This window comes from Nostoc sp. CCY0012 (assembly GCF_963920855.1).
GTDB lineage: Bacteria > Cyanobacteriota > Cyanobacteriia > Cyanobacteriales > Nostocaceae > Cyanocohniella.
On the sequence record NZ_CAWUDM010000074.1, the window covers coordinates 1 to 13943 of the forward strand.

General features: G+C 37.3%; 7 protein-coding genes and 1 pseudogene. 5 read left to right on the plus strand and 3 right to left on the minus strand.

The window, feature by feature from the left end:
- Positions 1–139 precede the first annotated feature (139 nt).
- Positions 140–1702, plus strand: a complete 1563-nt coding sequence (locus ACM0OS_RS19645; RefSeq protein ID WP_414544883.1) for an NAD(P)H-quinone oxidoreductase subunit N — start codon at positions 140–142, stop codon at positions 1700–1702.
- Between the two features lie 12 nt (positions 1703–1714).
- Here ACM0OS_RS19645 and ACM0OS_RS19650 read toward each other — a convergent pair.
- The 3 genes and pseudogenes from ACM0OS_RS19650 to ACM0OS_RS19660 all read right to left on the minus strand — a co-directional run.
- A pseudogene (locus ACM0OS_RS19650) lies at positions 1715–1957 on the minus strand (sensor histidine kinase); the annotation flags it as partial.
- A 108-nt stretch (positions 1958–2065) separates the two neighbouring features.
- Complete coding sequence (locus ACM0OS_RS19655; protein ID WP_414544884.1) at positions 2066–3364, minus strand: response regulator; 1299 nt, start codon at positions 3362–3364, stop codon at positions 2066–2068.
- Between the two features lie 106 nt (positions 3365–3470).
- Positions 3471–8876: an AAA family ATPase gene (locus tag ACM0OS_RS19660; RefSeq protein ID WP_414544885.1), complete on the minus strand. Its 5406-nt coding sequence runs from the start codon at positions 8874–8876 to the stop codon at positions 3471–3473.
- A gap of 817 nt (positions 8877–9693) precedes the next feature.
- Here ACM0OS_RS19660 and ACM0OS_RS19665 point away from each other — a divergent pair.
- The 4 genes from ACM0OS_RS19665 to ACM0OS_RS19680 all read left to right on the plus strand — a co-directional run bounded on the left by ACM0OS_RS19665 (position 9694) and on the right by ACM0OS_RS19680 (position 13942).
- Entirely contained in the window at positions 9694–10389 is a 696-nt protein-coding gene (locus ACM0OS_RS19665; protein ID WP_414544886.1) for a hypothetical protein, read from the plus strand.
- A gap of 152 nt (positions 10390–10541) precedes the next feature.
- Positions 10542–12098, plus strand: coding sequence for an NAD(P)-binding domain-containing protein (locus ACM0OS_RS19670; protein WP_414544887.1), 1557 nt, complete (start codon positions 10542–10544; stop codon positions 12096–12098).
- 82 nt (positions 12099–12180) lie between these two features.
- Positions 12181–12399, plus strand: coding sequence for a hypothetical protein (locus ACM0OS_RS19675; RefSeq protein ID WP_414544888.1), 219 nt, complete (start codon positions 12181–12183; stop codon positions 12397–12399).
- Positions 12400–12427: 28 nt separating this feature from the next.
- Positions 12428–13942, plus strand: coding sequence for a flavin-containing monooxygenase (locus ACM0OS_RS19680; RefSeq protein WP_414544889.1), 1515 nt, complete (start codon positions 12428–12430; stop codon positions 13940–13942).
- Position 13943: the final 1 nt, after the last annotated feature.

Genomic DNA, 13943 nt, shown 5'->3' on the forward strand with positions numbered 1-13943 from the left:
CCATCCCCCCATCTCCCCATCTCCCCAATCTCCAGTCCCAAACACGTAGAAATAAAGATAAATGCAACGTTGGTGAAGAACAATAGATAAAATAAACTCAACTAGCCTTAACGTCTAATCGCCAAAACCTATATATCTCATGGATTTTGCTAATCTTACATCCCAGCTCAATGCTGGAACAATCTTGCCAGAGGGGATTGTAATTGTTACCCTCTTGGGGGTTTTGATTGTGGATTTGATTTTGGGGCGTACATCTTCACGCTGGATTGGATATCTGGCGATCGCAGGTTTAATGGCTGCGGTTGGCGCCCTTTATCTTCAATGGGATGCGACTAATCCCATCTCCTTTAGTGGTGGTTTTGTGGGTGATGACCTCAGTATCGTGTTTCGCGGTATTGTGGCCTTGTCAGCGGTTGTCACTATATTGATGTCAATTCGCTACGTTGAGCAGAGTGGTACTGCTTTAGCAGAATTCATTGCCATTTTGCTGAGTGCAACCTTGGGAGGAATGTTTTTATCCGGTGCTAGTGAGTTGGTGATGATTTTCATCTCACTAGAAACCCTCAGTATTTCCTCTTACTTGCTCACAGGATATACTAAGCGTGACCCCCGCTCCAACGAAGCAGCGCTGAAATACTTGTTGATTGGTGCGTCCAGTACAGCGATATTTTTATACGGCGTTTCCTTGCTGTACGGTCTATCCGGTGGACAAACAGAATTAGATGCGATCGCTAACGGTATTGCCGCAGCTAACGTTGGTCAATCTTTAGGTTTGGTAATTGCGCTGATTTTCGTCATTGCAGGTATCGGCTTTAAAATTTCTGCTGCACCCTTCCACCAGTGGACACCAGACGTTTACGAGGGCGCTCCTACCCCGGTAATTGCCTTTTTGTCTGTGGGTTCCAAAGCCGCAGGTTTTGCCCTAGCTATTCGTTTGTTGACAGTAGTCTTCCCCCTCGTTGCTAACGAATGGAGATTTGTCTTCACTGCCCTGGCAGTCCTCAGTATGGTGTTGGGTAACGTAGTCGCCCTCGCCCAAACCAGTATGAAACGGATGCTAGCTTATTCATCCATTGCTCAAGCTGGGTTTGTGATGATTGGCATGATTGCAGGTACTGAAGCCGGATACGCCAGTATGGTGTTTTACCTGATGGTTTACCTGTTCATGAACCTGTGCGGTTTTACCTGCATTATTCTCTTCTCCCTGCGGACAGGAACCGATCAAATTGCCGAATATTCTGGGTTGTATCAAAAAGACCCACTGCTCACACTAGGACTGAGTATCTCATTGCTTTCCTTGGGTGGGATTCCACCATTAGCTGGCTTTTTTGGGAAGATTTACTTGTTTTGGGCTGGTTGGCAAGCTGGTCTTTATTGGTTAGTTTTGCTGGGTTTAGTAACCAGTGTTGTCTCCATCTACTACTACATTCGTGTAGTCAAGATGATGGTAGTCAAAGAACCCCAAGAAATGTCCGAAGTCGTGAAGAATTATCCAGAAATTCAGTGGAATTTGCCTGGATTTAGACCTTTGCAAGTGGGATTAGTAGTAACTTTAATTGCCACTACCATTGCCGGAATTTTGTCCAATCCCCTATTTACATTGGCTAACAATTCCATTTCTCATACTGCAATGCTAGATGCAACAATTGCTGAGAGAAATCAGGTAAGTGCAATTGTCACACAGCAACCAAAAGAGTTGTAGATTAGATTCTGATTAACTCATTGCTGATGTTGTAGGGGTGCAAACAGTTGCACCCCTGCTCATAGGAATCGTAATCACAAATTCTGCCCCTTGTCCGGGAGTAGAAAAACAACTAAGTTGTCCACCATGTTTTTCTAATATCTGATAGCTGACAAATAATCCTAAACCTGTGCCTTTACCTATGGGTTTAGTGGTGAAAAAAGGATCAAATAATTTTGATTGTACTTGCTCATCTATTCCTAAGCCATCTGATGCATAAATAAATTTTTTTAAGGGTATAATTATATTTCCCTAAAAATTCATCAAAATAACTATTACTTGTCTACAAGAATACATTTGTTCATAAAATTTATGTTAGCTACTCTAACAAATAGGAATCGTGATGACAAATTCCGATCCTTGTCCTAGTAATGAGTTCACTACTAAAGTCCCTTGATGTTTTTCTACAATAATTTGCCGGGCGATTGATAAGCCTAAGCCTGTGCCTTTGCCTATAGGTTTAGTTGTAAATAAATATTCAAATATGTTCTGTTGAACATCAGTCGACATACCTACACCATTATCTTTAATGCGAATTAAGACATTATTTTGGTCTTCAGTCAACCTAGTTTGAATCTTAATTTGGTTGGGATTTGCTTCAATTTCACTATAGCTACGCCCGATGTTAGACTCTTCTAAAGCATCAATAGCATTGGCTAATAAATTCATGAAAACTTGATTCATTTGCCCACTAAAGCATTTTACTTCAGGTAAATTATCGTAATCTTGAATTACTTCAATGTCAGGACGACCCTCTGATAATTTTAAGCGGTGTTTGAGAATCATGAGAGTGCTATCAATACCATCATGAATATTACAAGAAACTTTGCGATCGCTATCTTCTCGAGAAAAGATACGTAAGCTGGTACTAATGTTACGAATGCGCTGAATACTCTCTTTCATAGAGCCAATTAAGTTAGGTAAATCAGAACGCATATAATCTAAGTCTATAGTTGCCATTTCTTGTTGAATTTCGGCAACTGGTTGAGGATAGTGTTGCTGATAAAGGTTAATCAGTTTAATCATATCTTGGAAATATAGGGAAGTATGTCCAAGATTTCCATAAATGCAACCAACTGGATTATTAATTTCATGAGCAATTCCTGCTACTAATTGACCAAGAGCAGACATTTTTTCTTTATGTACCAGTTGAATTTGTGATTCTTGTAGGTCTTTTAAGGCTTGGGAAAGTGCTGCTGTTCTTTCGTTTACGCGTTGTTCTAATGTTTTGGTGAGGTTTCGTAATTGTAGATGGGTGTGGATTCTTGCTAATACTTCTTCTTCGTGAAATGGTTTGATGATATAGTCAACAGCTCCTAAACCTAAACCTCTGATTTTAGTATCTATATCTGAAACAGCCGTCATAAAAATTATGGGTATATCACGCGTTTCTAGATTTTCTTTGATTTTTTTACATGTTTCTAAGCCATCGATTTTCGGCATCATGACATCTAATAAAATCAAATCAGGTAATTTATTTTGTATTTGCTTTAGTGCTATTTCTCCATCTAACGCCGTAGCAACTTTAAATCCGGCTTCTATTAATACTTGTGAGATAAATTCGAGATTTGTGTGAGTATCATCGACGATTAAAATCAAGCTATCTTCTGGGGAATTAGACATTTTTTATTTTGGATTTATTGTGAGTATGTTTTAGTTCTAATGGTGTATTTGTATTTGAATCTAAGTGCGTGCGCCACGCAAAAAAAAATCAAATATTGTGCCTATATTAAGTTAATATTTCAGCTTGAACAGGAATAGTAATGAGAAATTCTGAACCTTGTCCCAACACTGAATTTACTTCTAGCATTCCTCCATGTTTTTCTAAAATAATTTGCCGGGTGATGGATAATCCTAAACCTGTACCTTGTCCTACAGCTTTAGTAGTATATAAATGGTCAAATATTTTTTGTTTTACTTGATTTGACATACCGATACCATTATCTTTGATTTTAATCAGGACATGATTTTTATCTTCAGTAAGCCTAGTTTGGATGGTAATTTGATTAGGATTTGCCATCATTCCATCTAAGCTACGGCTAGCATTAAATTCTTCTAAGGCATCAATAGCATTAGCTAACAAATTCATAAAAACCTGATTTAATTGTCCACTGAAACATTCGATGGGAGGCAAATTACCGTAATCTCTCACTACTGCAATTTCTGGACGAGTTTCGTTGGCTTTTAAACGGTGTTTGAGAATGAGAATGGTGCTATCAATGCCATCATGAATGTTACAGAAAACTTTGCGATCGCTATCTGCCCGCGAAAATGTGCGTAAACTTGTACTAATGCCGCGAATGCGTTGTACACCCTCTCTCATGGAGGAAATTAATTTAGGTAAATCAGCACGAATATATTCCAAATCTACGGTGGCGATTTCTGCGGTAATTTCCTCTACTGGTTGGGGATAGTAGTGTTGATAAAGGTCAATAATATGTAACAAATCTTTTACATAGTCCACAGCAGGTTGTAAGTTACCAGCAATGAAACCCACTGGATTATTAATTTCATGAGCTACTCCAGCCACCAAATTACCTAAAGCTGACATTTTCTCACTCTGTACTAATTGGAGTTGCATCTGCTGCAAATTTTCTAGAGATTCTTGGGACTGTTGGTAGAGTCGCGCATTCTCTAAACAGATAGCGGCTTGAGAACACAGCAAGTTGAGAATTTCGATGCGATCGCTTGTAAATGCTCCTAATGTCAGTCTATTCTCTAGGTAGAGAATACCAATAATTTTTCCTTGGTTGAGAATGGGAGTACACAACACACTCTTGGGTTGATTGTGAATAATGTAAGGATCATTAGCAAATCTCCGATCCTCAGAAATATTATTGATAACTAAAGTTTTTTGAGTGCGCTGGACATAATTAATAGTAGAACAGGGTACATTTCGGCATTCACTCAGAGAAATAGCCTGTAATATGTGAGCTTTTTCATTTTCCATATTACCTGTAGCTGCAATTACTAAATTGTCTTGCTGCCACATTAATAAAACACCTATTTGCGCGCCAGAATTAGCTATAACTACTTGCATTAAAGTATCCAGTAATTTCTCTAATTCAATTTCACTAGAGATAGCTTGATAGGCTTTCATAATGGTTGCCCACTCTAAAAGTTTGGCTCCACTTGTACTACTAGCAGTTACAGTTTCGCTATGGAGATAGACAATACTTTGATCATTTTTGAGGCTGATATTTTGCGGCTTGAGGATAGATAACAAAAGTTGTGAATAACGTTTTTCTAAGTCATAAATTTTGGCTGAACTTCCCCAGCGGGCATAGGCATAGTAGGCATCAATTATATATATTTGAGCAATTTTTTCTTTGCCCCATTCCAGATAAAATTTGCCAGCAAGCTCATATGCTAGGGCTTCTTCGTTGATGTATTCATTTTCTTGAGCCAGTGCGATCGCCTGATCATAATACTCTATTGCTTTAGCATATTCACTATTAATTCTATGTCGTTCTGCTTCTACCAAATAAAACTTATGCAAATAATTATTTGGTGCATAATATGCCCATTTTTGCATTTTGTTTTGATTAATTTGCACCTTAGCTAAAATATCATCTTGTTCAGCTTTATTGCTTGTTTTATACAAAGCTAATTGTGTAAGTGAATCATAAAAATGAAACAGAGTAATATGTGTCAACCCTGTCAAATAAATTAGATATCTTTCAGCTATTACAGCATTTTCTTTTGCTTGATTATACTCATAAAATAAATAAGCAAGCATCATCTTATTGATATATAAAAATCCAATAGTAATTGATTCATTATCGCTTTGATGCTTGGGTAACATTAATTGCTCGTTATAAGCATTACCCACGAGTTCACAAGGCTCTGTTGCTTGATTGAGTAAATTAAGTGCTGTCTGAAAATGAATATTGAAATGATTTTGGGCTACTTCTTGTTTGATAGACAGATATACATTGGTGTAATTGGCCATTTCTCTCGTTAATTCCCCCAGTTCTGCACCAATATAAAAGGAATTAAAATGATGGGCATTAACACAATATCCAGCATATTCTAAATCCCCTGTTTCCATTCCCGACTTATAGCCTTCTAACAACGGTTGTAAACTATATTTGATATGGTCTCGCCAATGTTGTACAAACGTATAATTTAAAGTTAAAACTTTGGATTGAAAATTTTTAAGGTTTAAATTATCTAAAAGCTTTAAAGCAAGTTGACCAAATTTATAACCCGTTTCAATATCTTGGAAAAAACCACACAAAATTAGCCCATAATAACTATAGCCAACAGATGATTCAGGGGCATTACCATGTTCAATAGATAATTCGACCATTTTAAATATGATCAAAAACATCAGTTGAGGATTGGCAAGATAGGCAGCAGATGATACTGTTGCTAAAAGTTGCATTGCTGCCTGATGATTAGGGTCAATCATTGATGGCAGTTCGATTAAATTTTCAATTGGTCTTCCATCTAATTTTTTGCTAATTTCTGCCAATCCTTGGGTGATATCCGATTCTTGTGGTGATTCTGGTAAATCAATTCCTAACTGATTTAAAACTAATAAGCCTATTTTTACTGCTTCTATAAATTGGCTTTGCACACTACAAGCCACTATTTGGATTTCAGAAACTTTGATTCTATCCAATAAGGTATGGGCTTGTTGATCTACAATATTTGCCAATTCATTCATTTGGACAAAATCGCCATTAAGATAAGCAGCTTCAGTTGACTCAATATAAAGATTCAGGGTTAAATTGTAATGAAGTTGCCAGCTATAATTAGTTAGTAGCTGTCGTCCTATGGCAAAACATTTCACAGCAGTATCATAAGCTGTCGAAGTTTTAGCCTTCTTTCCGGCTATCAGATTTAACTGTGCTAGTTTATCTCTTTGACTCTGTTCAGTGATTAAATCTATTCCATAATTTAATTGGTTAACAATCTCAAATATTTTCTCTGACTGCTCTACTTCTTGGGTATTATTTAACAATAATTGACCAATTTTAAAATGAGTTGCTTGCTTTCGCTCTGGGGGAATTAAGAAATAAGCTGCTTGCTGTACTCTGTCATGGAGAAATCTATAAATTGGCGATGGAGAGGATGTTTTAATTTCTAATCCCCAATCTCTATTGTTCAATTCCACATCATCTTGATAAAATTTATAAATTTCACTCTTGGGTAAAATTAAACCTTCTTGTAATGCTTTCCACAAATTGGCTGAAGTTTCTGCTGGAGATTTTTCAGAGATAATTGCTAAAGTAGCTAGGTCAAATTGGTTGCCAATACAGGCGGCTAATTGTAAAATTTCCTGAGTTACTAAAGGCAACTTCTGTAACTGAAGTGCCATAAATTCCACGACATCATCATTGAGTGCGAGGGCTTGGACTTGGGAAATATCAGATTGCCAATAACCAATATCGCTATTAAAGATAATTAATCCATCTTCATATAAAGACTTGAGAAACTGATTACTAAAAAAGGGATTTCCTTGAGTCTTGTTATAGACAAGTTTAGTTAGAGGTTGTGCTAGTTCTGGTGAACAAGTAAGGGTATCGGCAATTAGATAATTTAAATCAGTGAAATTAAGGGATTTTAAGTAAATAGTATTTAATTGAGCGTGCCTCAGTTCATCTAAAGTCAGCATTAACGGATGTGTCGCTGAAACTTCATTATCTCGATAAGCACCCAGGAGTAAGAGATATTTTTGATCTGCTTCACTCATTAATAGTTGAATTAACTTTAAAGACGCAGAATCTGCCCATTGTAAATCATCAAGAAAGATAACTAAAGGATGATGAGGAGTAGTAAAAACCTGGATAAACTTTTGAAATAACAAGTTGAAGCGATTTTGGGCAGCACTACCAGATAATTTAGGCAAAGCAGGTTGCTTACCAATGATATATTCAAGTTCGGGTATAACATCAGCGATCTCCTGACCATTTTCCCCTAATGCTGTCAAAATCTCAGCTTTCCATTGGGCGATTTGTTCATCATTTTCACTTAACAATTGCCCCATCAAATCCCGCAAGGCCTGCACCAATGCCGAAAAGGGGATATTACGCTGGAGTTGGTCAAATTTCCCTTTGATAAAATAACCCCGTTGCTGCACGATGGGTTTATGCACTTCGTTGACAACAACTGTTTTACCAATACCAGAGAACCCCGCCACTAACATCATTTCCGTGTTTCCTGCGGTGACACGGGTAAATGCAGCTAGTAAACTGGCAACTTCGGCTTCTCTACCATACAGTTTTTCGGGAATCACGAAGCGATCGCATATATCCCGCATTCCTACATGGAAATTACTAATATTTCCTGTTGCTTGCCAATGGTTGCAGCATAAAAGTAAATCATATTTTAACCCCAAGGCGCTTTGATAGCGGTCTTCAGCATTTTTCGCCATCAACTTACCGACAATGGCTGACAAAACTGGGGGAAGAGAGGGGTTGATATCACTTAGTTGTGGTGGAGATTTAGCAATATGACAATGCACCAACTCCATTGCATCATCACATATAAAAGGTAACTGTCCGGTGAGGAGTTGAAAAAAGGTGATACCCAAAGAATAAAAGTCACTCCGGTAATCAATACCTCGGTTCATCCGCCCTGTTTGTTCAGGAGACAGATAAGCAAGAGTACCTTCGAGAATATTGGGATTTTGAATTTCTTGAGTTTCTCTTGGTAGCAGGGAGGCCAAACTAAAGTCGATGAGTTTGACTTCCAGAGTGCTGGGGTTAATGAGAATGTTGGCGGGTTTAATATCTTTATGAATAACGTGCTGACGATGTAGTTGATTAATAATTGACACAATTTTCTCAGCAATATAGAGAAATTCACTCATATCCAGAGGATTTGCCTGCATCCATTCCTGGAGAGAAATACCGCCAAAGTCTTCCATAACTAGGGCGTAGCTGTTGCCATAGCTTTCCAAGTTGTAAGGTTGGACTATACCAGAAAAGTCCAGGTTTTTGGCAATGGTGTATTGGTTACGGAATTGTGCCAATTCATTGAAGTTGGGATACTGATTATTGAGGAATTTGATGACTACCGGTTTGTCGTCACCATCCCGTAGCCCACTATAAACAAGGGTTCTGCTACTAGTGTGAATCAATTCAATGATGCGATAGCCCGGTAGGTGAATGGAGATATTCATCATCTTGAGTTTTCCTGAATGCTAATAACCGTCAAATGTTTGAGCATCTACCATCATGCAGTAAGGCTAGATTTACACAGCCCGCGGGCAGGTTCCCAAACTATTGATTGCCAATAAGTCGGCACCGATGGACTTTGCAATGTTCTCTAAGTTTTATCGAGAGAAGTCACTTAGGTAGTGCCTACCCTTCTTCATCAGTTTTCCCAAAAATATATTGATTCTTTCAAGAAATACAGGAAACAAGCTCAGATATTCTATCTATCCCATCTCTGCCCAATCCTGTATTTTTCAATTTTCTGACTTGTCATCCCCTTTAAGGATGATATTTAGATATAAAATAATTCAAATAAATACTGGCAAATGAATCTTTTTATGTGATTTTATTAATGCTTTAAAGAAGTGATAAAAATATATTTTTAGATAAAAAATACGTGAAATCACTTATTCATAAATTACTATTAATAACTTTTTGAATCTGAAAACAATAATCAAAATTATAGAATTATCACGGATATCATTTTCATAAAAAAAATAAACAATAGTTAATATGTTTACTTGTGAAATAGCAATCACACTTGAAAATCTAAACAGAAGTAATGTGAAGATAAACCTTAACCTGCTGACATTACTGACCAACTAATCAAACGGATCTAGTGAATATTGGCTCTCTATGACTAGCGCTAAGTAATTATTCAATTATTTCACCATATTAACTATCTGACTTACAGGATTAATTTGCCGTAGTTGCAGATTATGTTAGTGCATTTTGCTTATAGGCAGCATAGTTTAATAGTTAATTTCGTCAATGGAAGTAATCAACATGAAAGAAGTCCTTGCATTCATTGAAAATAAAAAGCGAGAATTTGCCAATGCGCCTTTATTTGAATTTATGCGAAATCAAAGCATAGATCCCAGACAAAGACTAGCTTGGGCAACATACGCCGCTCCTTTTATCATGAATTTTGGAGAAATGAACAAATATGTTTTCCGAGAAGAAGGAAGCCTTGATCCTATTCAGGTAATAATTAACAAACATACCTACGAAGATGACCATCATTGGCGGTGGTTTATCGAAGATGTTAAAAACTTAGGTGTTGACCAATCATTAAAATTTAGTGATGCTTTGAAATTTCTTTGGGGCGAAGAAACAGAACCCTCTCGCTGGTTAGTATATCAACTTTACAAATATACTTTAAACGCCAAACCCATCCAAAAACTAGTAGTAATTGAAGTGATTGAAGCAACAGGTAATGTTATGTTTTCCATTGCTTCTGAAGTTGGCAAAGAAATTCAGTTAATTACTCATAAGGAGTTTTTATATTTTGCCAATTTTCATTTAAATGTAGAAACTGGACATACAACTGGCTCATCTGGAATAGAAGAATTTATTAAAGAAATTCAACTAACAGAAAATACGCGTCAAGAAGCATTTGAATTAGTTGAAAAAGTTTTTGATGTTTTCACTAAATTTACAGACAACCTTTTAGTTTATGCAGAAAAGGATTGCATGAAGTAACCAATAAACATTTAATGAATACTTAGCTTTTTTGCCTTTCACAGCTACATATGCTCGCAAACTCTGAAATTCTAGCTATTTAAGGATTTTAGATTGATTGACCTTTCCATAAATTGTGCAGACGTAACTAAAAGAAGTAAAAAGGTAAAACCATGAACGTAGTTGCAAATTTTGAATACTTAATTATTGGTGCTGGCCCTGCTGGATTACAGCTAGGCTATTTTCTAGAACAAGCCAATCGTAGTTACCTCATATTAGAAGCAGGTGATACTCCAGGGACTTACTTTAAAGATTTTCCTAGACATAAAAAATTGATTTCAATTAATAAAGTTTACACAGGTTATGAAAACCCAGAAATTAACCTCAGATGGGATTGGAACTCTCTTCTGAGTGATAGCGAAGAAATGAAGTTTAAGAACTATAGTAGACAGTACTTTCCTCATACAGATGACCTTGTGAGATATCTTGGTGATTTTGCCTCACACTTTAAGCTCAAAATTCAATATAATTGCCAAGTGTCCAAAATTGCTAAAAGTAATAAATTCCTGGTTGTAGATAGCAAAGATAATATTTATTCAGCAGATCATCTCATCATCGCTACAGGTTTTTCTCAACTATATCTGCCACGAATTCCTGGGATAGAGTTAGCAGAAAAATACACTAATGTTTCTATAAATCCTGAAGATTTTGCCAATCAAAAAGTATTAATTATCGGAAAAGGTAATTCAGGCTTTGAAACGGCTAATAATCTAGTTGCCACAGCAGCATTAATTCATATAGCTAGTCCCAACCCAGTATCGTTAGCTTGGAAAACAAGATATGTGGGGCATTTACGGGCGGTTAATAATAACCTTTTAGATACATATCAATTGAAATCCCAAAATTTGATTTTGGATGCAACTATTACAAAGATAGAGCGCCAAAATAATAAATTTGTAGTTTCTGTGATTTATACTCATGCCTACGGTGAAGAAGAAGATTTAGTTTATGATCGTGTAATAGCTTGTACTGGATTTCGTTTTGATGATTCTATTTTTGATGAATCATGTAAGCCTCAATTAACTATCAATAATCGCTTTCCCGAACAAACCAGTTCCTGGGAATCAACCAACATCAAAGACTTGTATTTTGCTGGAGTACTTATGCACGTGCGGGATTACAAGAAAAAACAATCTGGTTTTATTCATGGATTTCGCTACAATATCCAGGCTTTATATCAAATTTTAGCGTATAAGTATCATCATCAAGAATTACCATTTAAAGTAGTTGATTGTACTCCAGAGGAATTAACAAATTATATCATTAAGAGGATAAATATCAGTTCCGGTTTATGGCAACAAACTGGTTTTATCTGTGACTTAATGGTAATTAATGCTGATGACAAGATAGCAAAATACTATGAAGATATACCTACTGATTACGTACATGACGGTGATTTAGGCAAGCATGAACACTATTACATAATTACTTTAGAATTTGGGCTAGATATTATCAATGCTAGTCCAGACCCGTTTGCTATCGAGCGTGTCCACAAAGATGATGTTAATAATGCTGCCCAAAGCCCTAGTCTTCACCCAATTATTCGTCGCTACTCTGGTTCTACTTTGATTTGTGAACACCATGTGATTGAAGATATAGCCAGTGAATGGTTGGAAGATGTACATGTTAAGCCATTGTTAGAGTTCTTGCAAAATCAGCTATCAAGCTAAGTAGCGATGCCGATATTAGCCTCACCAATTTCCCAATAAGTTGGGACAGTATCAATAATTAAAGGTTTGTAAGTAGAACGAGGTGAAAAAACCAAACTATGTTAAGCAATATAAAATAATTAAAATTCATTTCGTAGTCAGCGGTTCTAGCCTTTACTTGAGGACTAAAGTCCTCACTCTTCGAGTGATGCCGACCGATGCCGCAGGCTGTACGTTAGTCGCTCATGGGGGAGACCCCCAAGATCGCGCTAACTCACTACAAACCTTTAATTATTTACGCCGTCCTACTTATGGCCGCTGACTACGTTTTGAGAAAGGTGCAAAAAAAGATGGAAATTCAGCATATTGGTATTATTGGTGCTGGTATTAGTGGTCTAGTCGCAGCTAAGACGTTTATAGAAGAAGGTTATGAAGTCACCGTGTTCGAGAAACAGAAGCAACTTGGTGGGGTGTGGGAAGCTTCTCGAACTTATGTGGGGCTAACTACCCAGAATCCTCGTGATACTTATGCTTTCTCTGATTATCCCATGCCTGCATCCTACCCCGAATGGCCTACATCTGAGCAAATGCGGAATTACTTGGAATCTTACGCACAGCATTTTGGCATTGTCTCGAAGATTCGCTTTCAATCAGAAGTCACTCAGCTAAAGAAAAAAATCGGCATACAACCAGGATGGATAGTTAATCTCAACTCTCTGGATGATGCTAACGGTAAGACAAAACATGAGCAGTATGAGTTTGATTTCGTTGTTGTGTGCAACGGTATTTTTAATGTTCCCAAGATGCCTTTATTACCTGGTAAAGAGGATTTCATTGCATCTGGAGGACAAGTGCTACACTCTACAGAGTTTAATGACAGTTCTTTATTGAAAGATCAGCGGATAATCATTGTAGGCTTTGGTCGGTCTGCTACTGATATAGCTAACTACGCTGTTCCTATAGCCAAAGAATGTACGATTATTTTCCGTCAAATCCTGTGGAAAATACCGAAGTTTTTCTTAGGTTTGGTTAACTTAAAGTATATTTTGTTGACTCGATTTGCGGAAGCTTGGCTTCCCTACCGCCAACTCCAAGGTATAGAATGGTTACTACATACTATAGGGAAACCTTTGGTATGGGCTTTTTGGAAGATTAATGAAATTATTCTCCGCCTACAGTTTGGTCTTGATGCTTGTGGGATGGTACCTGATAAGCCATTGTATAAATCAGTCAACTGTTCCAGTGCGATCGCTCCCACCAGTTTTTATAAGCATTTATCTTCTGGTAAGCTTAAGGCCAAAAAGACTGCGATCGCACGGTTTGTCTCCAACGGTGTAGAACTAGAAAATGGAGAACAGTTGCACGCAGACATAGTTATCTTTGGGACAGGCTTTCGCCAGGATGTTCCCTTTCTCGAAGAAAAGTATCGTCAACTTCTTATTGATGATCAAGGCTACTTCCACTTGTACCGCAATCTTATTCACCCTCATATCCCACAACTAGGTTTTGTGGGTTACAACTCCAGTTTCTTTTCCCAATTAACATCTGAAGTAGGAACGTGGTGGTTAGCAGAGTATGTCAAAGGTAATTTAGTTTTACCGTCATCCTCCGAAATGACTCAGGAGATGGAAACAGAGTTGCACTGGAGAAAGACTCAGTGGCCTACAGGTGGAGGGAACGGCGGATGTATATCACCGTTTAATTTTCATCATCTTGAGCAACTGATTCAAGATATGAAAGTTAGCAATCACCAAAACCCTTGGCAGCGATTTGCTGAAATCATGATGCCAGTCAATCCATCTGCTTACACATATATTCGCCAACAGTTGCAGGGAAAAAGAAGGAATTTAGTCCTCAAAAAATAGA

Coding starts and splice junctions, on each gene's coding strand:
- ACM0OS_RS19670 (WP_414544887.1), top strand. CDS start 10,542: ATGAACGTAGTTGCAAATTTTGAATACTTAATTATTGGTGCTGGCCCT.
- ACM0OS_RS19665 (WP_414544886.1), top strand. CDS start 9,694: ATGAAAGAAGTCCTTGCATTCATTGAAAATAAAAAGCGAGAATTTGCC.
- ACM0OS_RS19660 (WP_414544885.1), bottom strand. CDS start 8,876: ATGATGAATATCTCCATTCACCTACCGGGCTATCGCATCATTGAATTG.
- ACM0OS_RS19680 (WP_414544889.1), top strand. CDS start 12,428: ATGGAAATTCAGCATATTGGTATTATTGGTGCTGGTATTAGTGGTCTA.
- ACM0OS_RS19645 (WP_414544883.1), top strand. CDS start 140: ATGGATTTTGCTAATCTTACATCCCAGCTCAATGCTGGAACAATCTTG.
- ACM0OS_RS19655 (WP_414544884.1), bottom strand. CDS start 3,364: ATGTCTAATTCCCCAGAAGATAGCTTGATTTTAATCGTCGATGATACT.